Here is a 16,797-nt window from a genome sequence, read left to right as displayed (position 1 = left end):
GGGCAACGCCTTCGCCGTGGTGGGCTTGCTCTCAAGGGTCAATCCATTAATATACCAGTTCAAGGAGCGGTGACCCACGCCGCCCAATGGGAGGATCATATGAAGAGCCAACTCCTGGCCGCCGTTGCGGTCGGTGCCGTCGTCGTGTCCGGTGCAGCCAACGCTCAGACCATTCGTCTCATGACCGGCCCGCAAGGCGGCTCCTGGTACCCGCTCGGCGGTGCCATCCAGAACATCGTCGAAAGCAACATCGACGGTGCCTCGGTCCAGGTTCTGCCGGGCGCCGGCATCGCCAACGTGAAGGCGATCGAGGCCGGCAAGGCGCAGATGGGCTTTGCCAATTCCGTCTCCACCGTCGACGCGATCAAGGGCAACGCCCCGTTCGAGGGTGAGGCGACCAACATCTGCAACGTCGCGACGCTCTATCCGCAATATTTCCAGGTCATCGCGCTGGCCGATTCCGGGATCGACAGCCCGGCCGACCTCGTCGGCAAGGCGGCGGCCGTGCAGCCCAAGGGCAACACCGGCGAGGCGATCACCGCCCACCTGCTGAAGTCCATCGGCGCGAGCTACGACGACCTGCCGCGCGTCAACCACGGCTCCTATACGGACGGCGTGTCGCTGATGAAGGACGGCAACGCCGAATGGTTCACCCTCGGCACCACCGTTCCCGCCGGCGCGGTGATGGACCTGGCGTCCGCGCGCGACATCAAGGTCGTCCCGATCGAGGGCGAGGCGATGACGAAGATGCAGGAGCTGAACCCCGGCTATAAGCCGATCATCGTCAAGGCCGGCTCCTATCCCAAGCAGGACGCCGACGTGCAGACGATCGGCTATGCCACGCACATCATCGCCGCCTGCGATCTCGATGCGGACCTCGTCTACAACGTGACCAAGCAGCTCGCGGACCACGTCGGCGATCTCTCGGCCATCGCCAAGGCGATGACGGGCCTCACCCCCGAAGGCATGGGCGCCGACGTCGGCGTGCCGATGCACGAAGGTGCTCAGCGCTTCTACGACGAAGCCGGCAAGAGCTGACCCAGTTGCGGCGGGCCGGGACAGTCGGCCCGGCCGTATCGGCGTCACCGCGGGCGCGCCTGACCCGGCGCCCGCGGCCTCGGCGGTAGCTTTGACGGCCCCGCTATTCGACCCCTGACATCAGGCGGGGCCCCTGCGGCCCCGTCCGCTCCGAGCGGCGATGCTCGCCCCACCGCGGTCACCGCGCGGGCGGCGTGCCGCCCTGTCCCGCTGCCCTTTCGTGTGAAGAGGACGCCGGCGCGACCCGCTGGCGGCGCGCGCCATGATTAAACGTTTGACTGCCAACTGGGCAGTGACCGCGACCGGGGCCATCGCCCTGGCGATGTCGCTCTACCACCTCTACGTCGCCTTCTTCGGTCCGCCCGACGCGCAGAAGTTCCGCGCCATCCACCTGACCTTCGTGCTGGTGCTGGCCTTCCTCATGCTGCCCGGCCGCGGCTACCGCGATCCCGAAACGGGCAAGCCCGGCATCTTCGACCTCATCCTGCTCGGCCTCGCCTTCGCCGCGGCGACCTACCCGATCTTCGCCTACGACTATCTCGTCGGGCGCATGTATTATGTGGACGAACTGAACACCGCCGACTTCATCTTCGGCTCGCTCTGCGTCCTCCTCATCCTGGAGGCGACGCGCCGCGCGGTCGGCATGGCGCTTCCGGCCACCGCCGCCGCCTTCCTCATCTACACCCTCATCTGGCGCGGCTTCGGGCTCGAGATCACCCTCGACCAGCTCTACCTCACGACCGAGGGCATCTTCGGCATCCCGCTCGGCGTGTCGGCGACCTACATCGTCCTCTTCATCATCTTCGGCGCGATGGTCGAACGCTCGGGCGCGGGCCGCCTCTTCATGGACTTCGCCATGAGCCTCACCGGCCATGCCGCGGGCGGTCCGGCGAAGGTCGCCTGCGTCACCTCGGGCCTCTTCGGTTCGGTGTCGGGCTCGGCGGTCGCCAACGTCATGACGACCGGCGTCTTCACCATCCCGCTCATGAAGCGCATCGGCTATCGTCCCGGCTTCGCGGGCGCGGTCGAGGCGGTCGCCTCCACCGGCGGGCAGATCATGCCCCCCATCATGGGCGCCGCCGCCTTCGTCATGGCCGAGTTCCTCGGCATCGGCTATCTGGAAGTCGCCGCCTTCGCCCTGTTCCCGGCGATCCTCTACTATGTCGCCCTCTTCATGGCGGTCCACTTCGAGGCGAAGCGCACCGGCATGGTGGGCCTGCCGCGCTCCGAGCTCCCCAGCCTGAAGGAGACGATGCTGGCGCGCGGCCACCTCTTCCTGCCGCTCGTCATCATCATCGCGGTCCTGCTGATGGGCTATTCCGCGCCGCTCTCCGCCCTCGCCGGCATCGTCTCGGTCATCCCGACCTGCATGCTGCGCAAGGAGACGCGCAAGGACCTGACCCTCGAGATGATCGGCGACGCGCTGATCTCGGGCGCCAAGAACACCATCCCCGTCGCGCTCGCCTGCGCCTGCGCCGGCATCGTGGTGGGCTGCATCACCCTCACCAACCTCGGGACCGAGTTCACCGGCCTCGTCATCGCCGTCTCGCAGGACAGCCTCGTGCTCGCCCTGGTGCTGACGATGATCGCGGGCATCGTCCTCGGCATGGGCATGCCGACGACGCCGGCCTACATCGTCCAGGTGGCGCTCCTGGTGCCGGCGCTCGTCAAGCTCGGCGTCATGGTGGAAGCGGCGCACATGTTCGTCTTCTACTACGCCATCCTCTCGGCCATCACGCCGCCGGTGGCGATGGCGGTCTACGCCGCCAACGGCATCTCCCGCGCCGGGCTGTGGGACACGGGCTTCGCCGCGCTGAAGCTCGGCGCGACGGGCTACATCATCCCGTTCATGTTCGTGTTCGGCCCGTCCATCCTCCTCATCGGCACCTGGCCGACGGTGGTGACGACGCTCATCACGGCGCTCATCGGCGTCATCTGCCTGGCGGCGGGGATGATCGGCTATCTCGCCGCCCGCGCCAGCATCGTGGAACGGATCGTCCTCATCGGGGCGGCCTTCGTCCTCATCAAGCCGGGGCTGTGGACGGATACGATCGGCATCGGCCTCGTCATCCTGGTGCTCGCCTACCAGATGCTGGTCAGCCGGAACGCGGCCCCGGCGGAGGGCGCCGCGCGCTGATCCCGCCGCACATGCGAACGACAAAACGCCCGGCCTTCGTGCCGGGCGTTTTTGCGTCGGAGCGCCGTCCTCAGTCGAGGAGGCCCGTATAGTTGCGGGCCACCGCCTCGCGGGCGGCGGCCGAATGCTCGATATGGTGAAGCTCCGCCTCCTGCATGCGCTGCTCGAACGCGCTCTGGCCGGGGAAACGGTGCAGCAGATTGGTCATCCCGGACGAGAAGCGGATGCCCGCCCACACCCGCTCGAGCGCCCGCGCCGTGTATGTGCCCAGCGCCGCCCGGTCACCGCCGAAGTGCGCCGTCAGCACCTCGGCCAGCAGCGCCACGTCGCCGATCGCAAGGTTCAGCCCCTTCGCGCCCGTGGGCGGCACGATGTGCGCCGCGTCCCCCGCCAGCACCAGATTGCCCCACCGCATCGGCTCCGCGACGAACGCCCGCAACTGCGCCACCGACTTCTCGATCGACGGGCCGGTGATCAGCCGCTCGGCCGCGTCGTGGGGGAGGCGGCGGCGCAGCTCGTCCCAGAACGCCGCATCGCTCCACGATTGCGCCTCGGTCTCCGCGGGGACCTGCACATAATACCGTGACAGCTTGGCGTTGCGCATCGAGGCCAAAGCGAAGCCGCGCGGGTGGTTGGCGTAGATCAGCTCGTGCGCCACCGGCGGCGTCTCGGACAACACGCCCAGCCACGCGAAAGGGAAGGCGTGCGCATATTCGGTCCGCTTCGCCTCCGGGATCGTCTGCCGGGCGACACCGTGGAACCCGTCGCACCCGGCGACGATGTCGGCCACCACCTCGTGCGTGCGCCCCTCCTTGGCGTAGGTCACCCGAGGCGTCCCCTCCACGTCGTGAAGCGCCACATCCTGGGCGTCGTGGATGATGACGGCGCCGGCCGCGTCCTGCGCGGCGTAGAGGTCCTTGGTGACCTTGGTCTGGCCGTAGACCATCACCGCGCGGTCGCACGCGGCGCGAAAGTCGATGCGGAACTGGTGGTTCGAATGGCCGAGCGCAACGCCCTCGTGCACCGCCCCTTCGGCGTCCATCCGCGCGCCGACACCGGCCCGCCGCAGCGTCTCCACCGACCCCCATTCCAGGACACCGGCGCGGATGCGTGATAGAACATGCGCGCGGCTGCGGCGTTCGATGACCACTGTGGATATTCCGGACTGCATCAGGAGCTGCGACAATAAAAGCCCCGCCGGTCCCGCGCCGATGATAGCGGCTTGTGTTCTCATGGACTGGTCCTCCCAGCCATAGTGTGCGACCGAGTGCGGTCTCCTGGAATGGACGTGGACACCCCCCAATTGGACTATTCGAACATCGAGACATCGCGCATTCCGAAGTTCGAACTCTACGGGGAACGGGCCTTGCTGCCGGATGTCGTGCATTGTGAGACGATCGCCGAACGGTCGAGCTTGCACGGATGGGCCATTCAGCCCCACCGGCACGAGCGCCTGCATCAATTCCTCTATGTCACCTCCGGGGCGACCGCCGTGCAGTTCGAGGGGCGCGAGGCCGAGCTCGCGGCCCCCGGCGTCGTGAACCTGCCCGCCGGCGCCGTCCACGGATTCCGCTTCGCCCCGCAGACCGTCGGCACGGTGGTCACTGTCCCGGTCGAGGCGCTGGACGGGTGCATCGGCGCCTGCCCCATGTTGCGCGTCGCGGCCCTGGTCGATGCCGGTCCGGACATCGGCTACCTGTTCGACGCGATGGCCGAGGAATTCGGCGCCAACCGGCCGGCCCGCGCCCAGTGCCTGGTGGCGGTGGCGACGCTGATCGCGGCCCGCGTGGCCGGCGGCATCGCGCCCGACATGGGGGCCGAGGGCTCGCCCCTCATCCGCCGGTTCGAGGCGCTGATCGAGACGCACTATCGCAGCCATTGGCGCGTGGCCGACTATGCCGCCGCGCTGAAGGTGTCGGCCACGCACCTGTCGCGCGTGTGCCGGGCGGAGTTGGGCTCCGGCGCCTCGCGGGTGATCGAATTGAGGCTGATGAAGGAGGCGCGGCGGCTGCTGGCTTATACCGCGCATCCGGTCGGGCGCATCGCCGGGGACCTCGGCTTCGTCGATCCGGCCTACTTCACCCGCGCCTTCACCCGCTATGCAGGAATGACGCCCTCCGCCTTCCGCGCCCGCGTGGCCGACGCGGCCCCGGTCGACGACTGAGCCGCCCGCGCCCCGACGGTCCCGCGCCGGCGACGGCGTGCCGCCGCGGTGGACTCTGTGCCGCGTTTCGAGCCCTGGCGAAGGCGGCACCAAGGCACTCTATATAGACCCTGGCGCGCGGGCCCTCTCGGCCGCGCCCCGTCCGCGCGGGCCGTTCCCCGCACCCGCGGACCCGACGCGAACCGGCGACGAGGTGCAGAGTGAAGCCGATCATCAAGATCCCCGACCCCGACCGGATGCCGGACCGCGAACCCTTCACCGGCCTCTTCCAGCCGTTCGAGCGGATGATCGACCCGTTCCGCCCCTACGAGGGCACGCGCCCGCCCGAAGGTCTCGTCGCCTTCCTCAAGTGGAGCCTCGCCGATGTGCGCTGGCCCATCGTCCTCCTCGCCATATTCGCACTCGCCGTGGGGGCGACCGAGGGGCTGGTCTTCTACCTCATCGGCGGCCTCGTCGACCGCGCCACCGCCGCCGGCCCCGCCGACGTCTTCGCGCAGGAATGGCCCTGGCTCCTCAGCCTGTTCGTGCTCGTCGTCTTCGGCAAGCCGCTGGTGCAGCTCGGCCAAAGCGCGATGACATCGCTGGCGCTGGGCCCCGGCCTCAACCCCATGACCATCTGGCGCCTGCACCGGCACACCCTCGGCCAGTCCATGCGCTTCTTCGAGGAAGACTTCACCGGCCGCATCGCCCAGAAGCAGACGCAGACCTCGACGGCGCTCACCAGCGTCGTCGTCGACAGCCTGTCCTCGCTCGGCATGCTGGCGGCCTACATCGTCACCATCACGCTGCTCCTCGCCTCGGCCGAGCCGCTTCTGGCGCTCGTCGTCGTGGTCTGGAGCCTGTGCTTCGCGCTGGCCATCCGCTGGGGCGTGCCACGCATCCGCGCACGGGCGAAGGCGCGGGCCGCCGCGCGCGCCATCGTCACCGGCCAGCTCGTCGACAGCCTCAGCCACATCAAGACGGTCAAGCTCTTCGCCCATGCGTCGCGCGAGGAGGAGGCGGCCCGCTCCGCCATCGCCGGTTTCCGCCGCACCGGCATCGCCTTCGGCCGATCGATGATGGCGATGCGGGTCATCCTCGCCGCCATGAACTCGGCGCTCACGGTCATCCTCATCGCCGGGTCGCTGTGGCTTTACCATATCGGCAGCGCCTCCATCGGCGTCATCGCCATGGCCTCCATCATGACGCTGCGGCTGACGGCGATGTCCAACTGGATCGCCCAGTCCGCACTCTCCATCTTCGGCGAACTCGGCACCATCGAGGACGGCGCGCACACCCTGTCTCCCGCCCACGACATCGTCGACGCGGCGGATGCAGTGGACCCCAAGGCGACGCGCGGCCACGTGGAGTTCCAGAACGTCACCTTCCGCTATGGCCGCCCCATCGGCGGCGTGGCGGGGCTGAACCTCGACATCGCGGCGGGCGAGAAGGTCGGGCTCGTCGGCCGCTCGGGTGCGGGCAAATCCACCGCCGTCTCGCTGCTCCTGCGCCTCCACGACGTTGCCGAAGGGCGCATCCTGCTCGACGGGACGGACATCCGCGATCTGTCCCAGGACGGGTTGCGGCGGGCGATCTCGACGGTCACGCAGGAGACCGCGATCTTCAACCGCTCGGCGCTCGACAACATCCTCTACGGCCGGCCGGAGGCGGGGCGCGAGGCGGCCTACGAGGCGGCCCGGCGGGCGCGCGCGCACGACTTCATCACCCAGCTCGCCGACGGCAAGGGCCGCCTCGGCTACGACGCCCACCTCGGCGAGCGCGGGGTGAAGCTGTCCGGCGGGCAGCGCCAGCGCATCGCGCTGGCCCGCGCGATCCTGAAGGACGCTCCCATCCTGGTGCTCGACGAGGCGACGAGCGCGCTCGACAGCGAGGTGGAGGCCGACATTCAGGAGGCGCTGGACGAGGTGATGCAGGGCAAGACCGTCATCGCCATTGCGCACCGCCTGTCCACCATCGCGGCGATGGACCGCATCGTCGTCGTCGACGGCGGACGCGTGGTGCAGACGGGCACCCATGCGGCGCTGCTGGCGGAAGGCGGCGTCTATGCCGACCTATGGGCGCGTCAGTCCGGCGGTTTCCTGCAGGCGGCGGAGTAGGCCCGGCGGGGCGGGGGGTCAGCGGCGACCGGCGGCATAGTGCGACGAGCCCAGCGCGATCGGCCCGCCGAAGTTGACCTCCGGCAGGGCCTCGAACGCCGGGCGCGCGAAGTAGAAGCCCTGGAAGAGGGCGATCCCCATGTCCACCAGGAACTCGAACTCGTCGGCCGTCTCGATCCCTTCGGCGATGATCGTGATGTCGAGATCCTGCGCCGCCGAGAAGATCGCACCGATGATCGCCTGGCGCACGCGGTCGTGCTGGATGTCGCGCACCAGCTCGCGGTCGATCTTGACCACGTTCGGCACGAACTCGGCGAGGAAACCGAGGCCGGAGAAGCCGGCGCCGAAATCGTCGATCGCGGTGGTGAAACCGCACGAGGCATAGTGCCGGGCGATGCGCCGCAGATGCGCCACGTCCGCAACGCGCTCGTGCTCGGTGAACTCGAACATCAGCCGTTCCAGCGGAAATTCGTTCTCCTTGGCCGCGCGCAAGGTCGTGCGCAGGCAGCGCACGGGGTCGTAGACCGCATTGGGCATGATGTTGATGGAGAGGAGCGCATCACTGTCGCCGAACAGGCGGGCGGCCAGCTCGATCGCCCTCACGCGGGCCATCTGGTCGAAGTGGTAGCGGTTCGCGGCGTCGACCTGGGACAGGATGGCCAGTGCACCCGCGCCGTCGACCCCCCGCACCAGCGCCTCGTAGGCGTAGACCCGGCGCCGCATGACGTCGACGATCGGCTGAAAGGCGAACGAGAAATCGAACCCCAATCCGTCGCCGGGTTGACACTGTTTGCAAAAGTCTCGCGGCATTGCCAGACGCTCCCACTCCGTCACCATGAGTTCGTTATCAAACGGATCTGGCGGCAGGGTTGCACGGCCGCTCACACCGGCCTGTGTTGCGGGCGGAGGCAGGCGGCGGTCAGCGGGGGAGGCGGGCCAGAATGTCCTGCGCCCCGGCGCTGGGGGCGACGTCGCCGCGGCGCACCGCCTCCGTCACGTCGCCGAGGACCGTGCCCGCATGCTCGGCCAGGAAGGCCTGCAGCCCGTCGGTGATCATGTCGCGCATCCATACGACGTTCTGCTCGCGCCGCCGCGTGGCCAGCTTGCCGGACCCGTCGAGCGCATCGCGGTGACGCAGGATCGCCTGCCACAGCGCGTCCAGCCGCTCGCCGGTGCGGGCGGATACGGTGAGGATCTCCGGCGGCGCCTCCGCGGCGAGGATCTTCACCGCGCTGAGAAGCTCGGCCGCGGCTTGGCGCGCGGCGTGGAAGGCGTTCCCGTCCGCCTTGTTCACGGCGATGATGTCGGCCCGCTCGAGCAGGCCCTTCTTGATGCCCTGAAGCTCGTCCCCCGCGCCCGGCAGCATCAGCGCCAGGAAGGTGTCCACCATGTCGGCGACCGCAAGTTCGGACTGGCCGACGCCCACCGTCTCGACGATCACGACCGAAAAGCCCGCCGCCTCCACCAACAGCATCGCCTCGCGCGTGCGGGCCGCCACACCGCCGAGCGAGCCCGCCGAGGGGGAGGGGCGGATGAACGCCTCACGCCGCGCGGCAAGGTTCGCCATGCGCGTCTTGTCGCCCAAAATGGCGCCGCCAGTGCGGGTGGACGAGGGGTCGATGGCGAGCACCGCCACCTTGTGCCCTGCCTCGATGAGCTGAACGCCCAGCGCGTCGATGGTGGTGGACTTGCCGACGCCCGGCACACCGGTGATGCCGAGACGGATGGCCCGCCCGGTGTGCGGCAACACCTCCTGGATCAGCGCGGCGGCGGCACCCCGGTCGGCCGCACGGCGCGATTCCACGAGCGTGATCCCCTTGGCGAGGGCCGCCCGCTCACCCGCCGTGATCCGGCCGGCGAGGTCGCTCAGGGCTTCGCGTGCCACACGATTCGCTGAAGCTCGGCGCGTTGAAGGTCTTCCGCCGAGGCAAGGCTGTCGAACGGGCCGGCATATTGGGGGATGGCGAACACCAGGCTGATATGGGGCGCCCCGCGCGCCTTGCACACCGCCATGCCGAGCCACAGGTCCGTGCCCTCGCGGCAGTCGCGCCGCGTCACGCGGGCCTGCGCCATGGACATGCCGATGCGCTCCCCGTTCGGCCCGGCGAGGTGCTGCGCCACGCCGTGCATCTCGGCCACAGTGTTGCCGGGGCCTTTGAAGAATTGCACCGCCTGCACCTCGCCCATGAAGGCGGCGTGGGTCCACTCGGTTCGGGTCTCGTTGGCGGTCTGGATGGAGCGGATCTCAACCCCCGGCGCCACCTGCGCCATGATCGTCTCCTGGTAGGGCGTTCCCGACTTCACAGGGCCGATGCCGTCGTCCGTCATCACTAGCCACGTGCTGGAGGAGACGCGATCCTCGGTCAGCGGCTCGGCCGGGTTGGCGACACAGCCGGCGGCGAGCAGGGCGGACATGATAGCGGCGGCGATCCGCGACGGGCGGGCGAAAGGGGAACGGGAAGAGGGCGCGGCGAAAGCGGACATGAACATGCCTTCAGAGGCTCGGGGAGGGGTGAGCCTGTGCATCCGACCCTTGAACGAAGCACCAAAGGGGACGGCTCAATTGTGCGCAACTCCCGGCCTCAGGCAAGGCGCGGCAGGGTTCGTGACCTGAGGGCAACAGCACGGTCCACCAAAAAGCGCCCGGATGCTGCGGCAATAAGCCCGCGGCCGAGGGCTCGCCGCGCGCCACGCAATACCTGAGGCGGCGGCGCCGGCCTCTCGCCCGGCCGGTCCCCCCAATCTGGCACCGTACCGGCGATTGCGATGTGTGCTCGATCACGCTCCGATCAATCGACCGACACGGCCGGCACGCCCTGGCCGCCGCACACGGGGGGACAGCGACGGATCAGCGAGCGCAAAGCGGGCGTGAGGCAGGGGCCGGCGACCCACGGCGATGCGGAGACGGGGGCTAAAGCCGCTCCGGGCCGAAGGCGTGGGGGAGGAGATCGCCCAAGGTCACCGCCAAGGTCTCGCTGCCCTCGGCGCTCTGGACCGTGACGGGCGTGTCCGGCCCGGCGAACTCGTTGATCACCTGGCGGCAGCGCCCGCAGGGGGTGGCGAGCACAGGTTCGCCGGGCGTTGCGGCGCGGTAGCCGACCACCGCGACGGCCGACAGGCGCCGCACCCCGGCGACCGCGGCGGCCATGATGGCGTTCGTTTCCGCACACAGCGACAGGCCGTAGGAGGCGTTCTCGACATTGGCGGCGGCGAACACGCGCCCGTCCTCGGCGCGCACCGCGGCGCCGACGTGGAAGCGGGAGTAGGGCGCATAGGCGGCGTCGGCAGCCGCGCGTGCGGCGGCCAGAAGCGCCTCGTCCGGTGCGCTCACGCTTACTCGGCGGCCTGGCGCGGGGCGTAGCCGAGGCGCGCGTTCAATTCGTCGATCAGTCCTTCCGCGGCGTCGGCGATGACGGTGCCGGGCGGGAAGATCGCCGCGGCCCCCATCTCCTTCAGCTCCGCCACGTCACCCGGCGGAATCACGCCGCCGATGGCGATCAGAATGTCGCCCGCGCCCTCCGCCTTCAGCGCCTCGCGCAGCTCCGGCAGCAGCGTCAGATGCGAGCCGGCCAGCGACGAGACGCCGACGATGTGAACGTCGTTGTCGACCGCCTGGCGGGCGCATTCCTCGGGCGTCGCGAAGAGGGGGCCGATGTCGACGTCGAAGCCGAGGTCGGCGAAGGCGGAGGCGATGACCTTCTGGCCGCGGTCGTGCCCGTCCTGCCCCATCTTGGCGACGAGGATGCGCGGGCGGCGCCCGTCGGCGTCGGCGAAAGCGTCGGCCTTGCGGCGCACGTCGTCGATCCGCTTGCCCATCTTGCCGGCCTCCCTCTTGTAGACGCCCGTGATCGCCTTGATCTCCGCCGTGTGGCGGCCGAAGGCGCGTTCCATGGCGTCGCTCATCTCGCCCACCGTGGCGTGGGCGCGCGCGGCGTCGATGCACAGCGCCAGAAGGTTGCCGCCGCCCTTGGCGCCGTTCTCCAGCGCGGCGAGGGCGGCCTTGGTGGCAACCTCGTCCCGCTCGGCGCGCAGGCGCTCCAGCTTGGCGAGCTGCTGGCGCCGCACGTCCGCATTGTCGACCTTCAGAACGTCGACGCCCGGATCCACGTCAGGCTTGTAGCGGTTGACGCCGACGACGGTCTGCTCGCCGGAATCGATCTTCGCCTGGGCGCGCGCCGCGGCTTCCTCGATCCTGAGCTTCGGCGTTCCGGCCTCGATCGCCTTCGCCATGCCGCCGAGGCTTTCCACCTCCTCGATATGCGTCAGTGCGCGGGCGGCGAGATCGTGCGTCAGCCGCTCCACCAGAGGCGAGCCGCCCCACGGGTCGATGAACCGCGTCGTCCCGCTCTCGGCGGCGATAACGAGCTGCGTGTTGCGGGCGATGCGGGCGGAAAAGTCGGTCGGCAGCGCCAGCGCCTCGTCCAGCGCGTTGGTGTGCAGCGACTGGGTGCCGCCCTGGGTGGCGGCCATCGCCTCGATCATCGTGCGGGCGACGTTGTTGTAGACGTCCTGCGCCGTCAGCGACCAGCCGGAGGTCTGGCAGTGGGTCCGAAGCGAGGTGGACCGGGGGTCCTTGGGCGCGAACTCCTTCTGCACCAACGTGGCCCACAGGTAACGGGCGGCGCGCATCTTGGCGACTTCCATGAAGAAGTGCATGCCGATGGCCCAGAAGAAAGAGAGGCGCGGCGCGAACGTGTCGACGTCCAGCCCCGCCTTTACGCCGGTGCGGATATATTCCAGCCCGTCGGCGATGGTGTAGGCGAGTTCGAGGTCCGCCGTCGCCCCCGCCTCCTGCATGTGGTAGCCGGAGATGGAGATGGAGTTGTACCGCGGCATATGCTCGGCGGTATAGGCGAAGATGTCCGACACGATCCGCATCGACGGGCGAGGCGGATAGATGAACGTGTTGCGGACCATGAACTCCTTCAGAATATCGTTCTGAATGGTGCCCGACAGTTTGGACTGCGGCACGCCCTGTTCTTCGGCGGCAACGATGTAGAGCGCCAGAACCGGCAGAACCGCACCGTTCATCGTCATCGACACGGACATTTCGTCGAGCGGGATGCCGTCGAACAGCTGGCGCATGTCGAGGATGGAGTCGATCGCGACGCCCGCCATGCCGACGTCGCCCATCACGCGGGGATGGTCGCTGTCATAGCCGCGGTGGGTGGCGAGGTCGAAGGCGACGGACAGCCCCTTCTGCCCGGCGGCGAGGTTGCGGCGGTAGAAGGCGTTCGACGCTTCGGCGGTGGAGAAGCCCGCATATTGGCGGATCGTCCACGGCTTCTGCACGTACATGGTCGGGTAGGGGCCGCGAATATAGGGCGCCTTGCCGGGCACGGTGCCGAGCGGCAGGTCCGCGACGGCGGCGGGGTCCGCGAGAGGGGCGATGGCGATGCCCTCGGCGGTGGTCCACGGCTCGGCCGCTGCGGGCGCGCTGGCGGCGGCTTTGGCGTAGGCGAGGCTACGGAAATCGGGAACCATGGGTCAGCCTCCGAAGGACGCGGCGATGCGGACGGGCACGAGCGGCGGGCACGTGGGTGCCATGTCCGTCGCCTTGGCCGCGAGGGCGGCGAGGGGAGCGCCCTGCGCCGCGGCGGCCTTCAAGCCGGCGAAGTTGGCGGCGACGTCGCCGGTGGCGGTGGCGACGGGAGCCGGAGCGGCGAACTCGTCCGGCACCGCGGCCGGGCTTTGCGGCGGGTGGATGGTGACGCCGATCATCGCCTTCCTCTTGCCCTCCAGAGCCTTTTCTGCGGCCCTTCGGTCGGCCGCCACCAGCTCGGCGAGGCGCCCGGTGGCCACCGCGTCACCCTCGCTCTCCATCATCTGGAATGTGGCCCAGGCGGCTTCGGCGAGGCTGTCCGTGTAGGCTTCCACCGCGCCCGCACCAGCGCCGGGGTCGGACAGGCGGCCGACGTGGGATTCCTCGATCAGCAGCGTCTGGATGTTGCGGGCCATGCGCCGGGCGAAGGCGCTGCCCTCCGCGTCGAACGGCAACACGGTGACCGAATCGGCCCCGCCCACACCGGCCGAGAAGGCGGCGATGGTGAGGCGCAACAGGTTGGTCTGCGGGTCCGAGAAGGAGAGCATGCGCCGCGCCGTCTCGCCATGCAGGGTCAGCGGCGTGTCGATGCCGCAGGCTCCGGCGATCAACTTGTGAAGGCGTCGTGCGGCGCGGAATTTGGCGATCGTCGCGAACTGCTCCTCGCTCGCCGAAAGGGCCATGCCGACGAGCGGCAGCGTCTTCACCGGGGCCATGCCGCCGGCGTCGGCCAGCCGCAGGATCGTGGCCAGGCTGTGCAGCGCGAAGGCGAGCTCGGTGGTGGGGGAGGCGCCGGCTTCGGCGGCGATGCGACCGTCCGCCGTCAACACCGTGCCGGGGGCGCCGATCGCGCTGACCCCGCCGACCGCGTCGACCAGCGCACCGGGGTCGGCGAATGCGGGGAGGATGCCGGTGGCGGCGAAGGTGCCGAGCGGGTCGATCCTCGCGTGGAGCGCCGCCGGGGCGGTGCCGCGCCGCTCCACCAGCGCGGCGACGAGCGCCGCGGCGCCGACCGCAGATGCGCCCGCCTCGAGCCGCAGCGGGACGAGGTCGAGGACGATGCCGGACAGCGCGTCGTCCAGCGCGTCCACCGTCGTCGCCGTCAGCCCGCCGCCGAACGCGCCGGGTGCGCCTGCGAAGACGAGGGCGAGCTCCGACGCGCCGTTTTCGAGGTCGGTGCGGGCCTGCGCGGCGGGGTCCGCCCCATCCATCCGCGCGACCACGTGCCAAGGACCGGCGAAGGGGCGCCCGAGGTAGGACGGTTCGGCCGCGGCATAGAGGGGGCCGAGTGTGAAGCCGCTCGGCGTCTCCGTATTCAGCGTTTCAAGGCCTTGGCCCTTCAACGCTTTTTCCGCCAGCGGGACCCAGTCCGCCAAAAGGGACGCTTGCGCGTTCGTTTCCATACTGCTTTCCCCCCGACTGCATTATTCTAAAGCCGCGCCGGAAGGCAACCGGAAGGACTCCCATGAATATCGACGCGATCCTCAAGCGTATCGACGACAACTTGGACGAGAGCCTCGAGCGGCTCTTCGCCCTCCTCAAGATCCCGTCGATCTCCACCGATCCGGCCTACGACGCCGACTGCCGCGCCGCAGCGCACTGGATCAAGGACGACCTCGCCGCTCTCGGATTCCTGTCCGAAGTGCGCGAGACGGACGGCAAGCCCATCGTGCTGGCCTTCCCCGCCGAGGCGACGTCCGACGACAAGCCCAAGGTGCTGTTCTACGGCCACTACGACGTTCAGCCCGTCGACCCCTTGGACCTTTGGGACGAGGATCCCTTCGCCCCGCGCATCGTCACCCGCGAGGACGGCTCGAAGATCATCGTCGCCAGAGGCGCCTGCGACGACAAGGGTCAGCTCATGACCTTCATCGAGGCGATGCGCGCCATCCTCGCCGTCGAGGGGCGCCTGCCGGTGCCGGTCACGGTGCTGATCGAGGGCGAGGAGGAGTCCGGTTCGCCGAGCCTTCCCGCCTTCTTCGCCAAGACCATGGAGGAGCTGCGCTGCGACGCGGCCTTCGTCTGCGACACCGGCATGTGGGATCCCGAGACCCCGGCCATCGCCATGAGCCTGCGCGGCCTCGTCGGCGACGAGATCACCGTGAAGTGCTCCAACCGCGACCTGCACTCCGGCCAGTTCGGCGGCCCGGCCCGCAACCCGAACCACGTGCTGGCCGCGATCATCGCCGCGCTGCACGACGAGACCGGCCGCGTCACGGTCCCCGGCTTCTACGAGGGCGTGGCCGAGGTCCCGGCCGAGACCTTGGCCAATTGGGACAGCCTCGGCATGACCGCCGAAAAGTTCCTCGGCCCGATCGGCCTCAAGACCCCCGCGGGCGAGGAGGGGCGCACCATCCTCGAGCAGGTCTGGGCGCGGCCGACGCTGGAGGTGAACGGCATGTGGGGCGGCTACACGGGCGCCGGCTTCAAGACCGTCATTCCCGCCGAAGCGCACGCCAAGATCTCCTTCCGCCTCGTCGGCGATCAGAACCCCGACAAACTGCGCGAGGCCTTCCGCGCCTTCGTGCGCGAGCGTGTGCCGGCCGACTGCTCGGTCGAGTTCAAGGCCCACGGCAACGGCCCTGCGCTGACCATCCCGGACGATTGGGATCTCCTCGAAGTCGGCAAGACCGCGCTCGACGCCGAGTGGGGCAAGGCGACGGCGATGGTGGGCATGGGCGGCTCCATCCCCATCGTCCACGACTTCAAGCACAAGCTCGGCATGGACACGCTGATGATCGGCTTCGCGCTGGAGGACGACAACGTCCACAGCCCGAACGAGAAGTTCAACATGTCGAGCTTCCACAAGGGGATCCGCTCCTGGGCGCGGGTTCTGGCGGCGCTCTGAGGCGTTTACGGGCAGGCCCCCGCGGCCTGCCCGTCCAATGCGGCGGACCGTAGAAAGGCGGCGTTAACCATGTCCGGCAATCATCGGGAAACCATGTTTCCTCGATGAGGCTCGCTCATGCGATCGGCCGCTCTGGCGATCATCCTCTCCGCCGCCCTCGGCCTGTCCGCCTGCGCGCGGGCGCCGAAGACGGAGGCCTTCGCCTACCGCAACGCGGTCCCGGCAACGATCGCCGCCCCCATCGCTCCCGATTTCGAGGCGGCCCCGCTCGCCCCGGTCGCGGAGCGCTGCCGGCCCACCGAGGTTGTCGCCGCGTCCTCTCTCGCCGGGCGCACCATCACCGTCGAAGAGATCGGCGACATCGCCCTCGATCCGCGCGAGGTGGTGCTGACGTTCGACGACGGGCCGCGCCCGAAGACCACGCCCGCCATCCTGAACGCGCTCGACGCGGCCGGCGTGAAGGCGACGTTCCTGATGGTCGGCCAGATGGCGCGGTCCTATCCGGCGCTGGTGCGGCGGGTGGCGGCACGCGGCCACACCATCGGCACCCATACCGAGAGCCACCCCAATCTTGCCAGCCTCAGCCGTGCCGACGCGCTGACGGAGGTGTTCGAGGGCGAGCGCGCGGTGGCCGCGGCGCTGACCGGGTCCGGCTACAGCCGCGCGCCCTTCTTCCGCTTCCCCTATCTCGCCGACACGCCGGGCCTGCGCGCCGCGCTCGCCGAACGCGGCACCGTGGTGATCGACGTCGACATCGATTCCAAGGACTATCTGCGCACCAGCGGCGACGCCGTGGCGCGGCGGACCCTCGCGGCGCTGAAGACACGCGGCAAGGGCGTCATCCTGTTCCACGACATCCACCTGCGCACGGCGGCGATGCTGCCGGGGCTCCTCGCGGCGCTGAAGCAGGAGGGTTATAAGGTGGTCCATCTTGCCCCGCCGGGCGGTACGCCGTGCGGGCGCCTCTCCTGA

General features: G+C 69.6%; 13 protein-coding genes. 6 read left to right on the top strand and 7 right to left on the bottom strand.

From position 1 onward, the window contains the following. The first annotated feature begins 99 nt into the window (after positions 1-99). Positions 100-1,038, top strand: coding sequence for a TAXI family TRAP transporter solute-binding subunit (locus tag BIX52_RS04480; RefSeq protein WP_075219727.1), 939 nt, complete (start codon positions 100-102; stop codon positions 1,036-1,038). Between the two features lie 262 nt (positions 1,039-1,300). Then, positions 1,301-3,175 carry a TRAP transporter permease gene (locus BIX52_RS04475; protein WP_075219726.1) on the top strand — a complete coding sequence of 625 codons (1,875 nt, stop codon included), beginning with the start codon at positions 1,301-1,303 and terminating at the stop codon, positions 3,173-3,175. A 70-nt stretch (positions 3,176-3,245) separates the two neighbouring features. Here the strand turns inward: BIX52_RS04475 and pobA are convergent, their stop codons facing one another. Continuing rightward, on the bottom strand, positions 3,246-4,409 hold the full coding sequence (pobA, locus tag BIX52_RS04470; protein WP_075219725.1) for a 4-hydroxybenzoate 3-monooxygenase: 1,164 nt from the start codon (positions 4,407-4,409) through the stop codon (positions 3,246-3,248). Between the two features lie 54 nt (positions 4,410-4,463). Between pobA and BIX52_RS04465 the strand changes: the two genes are divergently transcribed. Both BIX52_RS04465 and BIX52_RS04460 read left to right on the top strand, forming a co-directional pair. Further along, complete coding sequence (locus tag BIX52_RS04465) at positions 4,464-5,339, top strand: helix-turn-helix domain-containing protein (RefSeq protein WP_205647692.1); 876 nt, start codon at positions 4,464-4,466, stop codon at positions 5,337-5,339. 200 nt (positions 5,340-5,539) lie between these two features. After that, positions 5,540-7,435, top strand: a complete 1,896-nt coding sequence (locus BIX52_RS04460) for an ABC transporter ATP-binding protein (protein ID WP_211098145.1) — start codon at positions 5,540-5,542, stop codon at positions 7,433-7,435. Positions 7,436-7,453: 18 nt separating this feature from the next. On the opposite strand, the gene BIX52_RS04455 is transcribed toward BIX52_RS04460, so the two are convergent. The 6 genes from BIX52_RS04455 to BIX52_RS04430 all read right to left on the bottom strand — a co-directional run bounded on the left by BIX52_RS04455 (position 7,454) and on the right by BIX52_RS04430 (position 14,380). Further along, positions 7,454-8,203 carry an EAL domain-containing protein gene (locus BIX52_RS04455; RefSeq protein ID WP_342743810.1) on the bottom strand — a complete coding sequence of 250 codons (750 nt, stop codon included), beginning with the start codon at positions 8,201-8,203 and terminating at the stop codon, positions 7,454-7,456. 151 nt (positions 8,204-8,354) lie between these two features. Continuing rightward, the gene (gene meaB, locus BIX52_RS04450; protein WP_075219722.1) at positions 8,355-9,320 is read right to left on the bottom strand and encodes a methylmalonyl Co-A mutase-associated GTPase MeaB; all 966 of its coding nucleotides are present in this window, start codon (positions 9,318-9,320) and stop codon (positions 8,355-8,357) included. After that, positions 9,302-9,850 (bottom strand): DUF1131 family protein, encoded by a 549-nt coding sequence (locus BIX52_RS04445; protein WP_157956194.1) that lies wholly within the window; start codon positions 9,848-9,850, stop codon positions 9,302-9,304. The genes meaB and BIX52_RS04445 overlap by 19 nt, the downstream gene beginning before the upstream one ends. Positions 9,851-10,346: 496 nt before the next feature. Further along, positions 10,347-10,766 carry a cytidine deaminase gene (locus tag BIX52_RS04440; RefSeq protein ID WP_075219721.1) on the bottom strand — a complete coding sequence of 140 codons (420 nt, stop codon included), beginning with the start codon at positions 10,764-10,766 and terminating at the stop codon, positions 10,347-10,349. 2 nt (positions 10,767-10,768) lie between these two features. Beyond that, a complete protein-coding gene (gene scpA, locus BIX52_RS04435) occupies positions 10,769-12,919 on the bottom strand; it encodes a methylmalonyl-CoA mutase (RefSeq protein WP_075219720.1) in 2,151 nt (716 codons plus the stop codon). A gap of 3 nt (positions 12,920-12,922) precedes the next feature. Continuing rightward, complete coding sequence (locus tag BIX52_RS04430) at positions 12,923-14,380, bottom strand: methylmalonyl-CoA mutase family protein (protein WP_075219719.1); 1,458 nt, start codon at positions 14,378-14,380, stop codon at positions 12,923-12,925. A 62-nt stretch (positions 14,381-14,442) separates the two neighbouring features. Between BIX52_RS04430 and BIX52_RS04425 the strand changes: the two genes are divergently transcribed. Together BIX52_RS04425 and BIX52_RS04420 are read left to right on the top strand one after the other, a co-directional pair. Beyond that, positions 14,443-15,825 carry a dipeptidase gene (locus BIX52_RS04425; RefSeq protein WP_075219718.1) on the top strand — a complete coding sequence of 461 codons (1,383 nt, stop codon included), beginning with the start codon at positions 14,443-14,445 and terminating at the stop codon, positions 15,823-15,825. Positions 15,826-15,942: 117 nt separating this feature from the next. Continuing rightward, positions 15,943-16,797, top strand: a complete 855-nt coding sequence (locus BIX52_RS04420) for a polysaccharide deacetylase family protein (protein ID WP_075219717.1) — start codon at positions 15,943-15,945, stop codon at positions 16,795-16,797.

This window comes from Acuticoccus yangtzensis (assembly GCF_001927245.1).
Taxonomy (GTDB): Bacteria; Pseudomonadota; Alphaproteobacteria; order Rhizobiales; family Amorphaceae; genus Acuticoccus; species Acuticoccus yangtzensis.
This window is presented reverse-complemented; position numbering and strand designations above follow the sequence as displayed.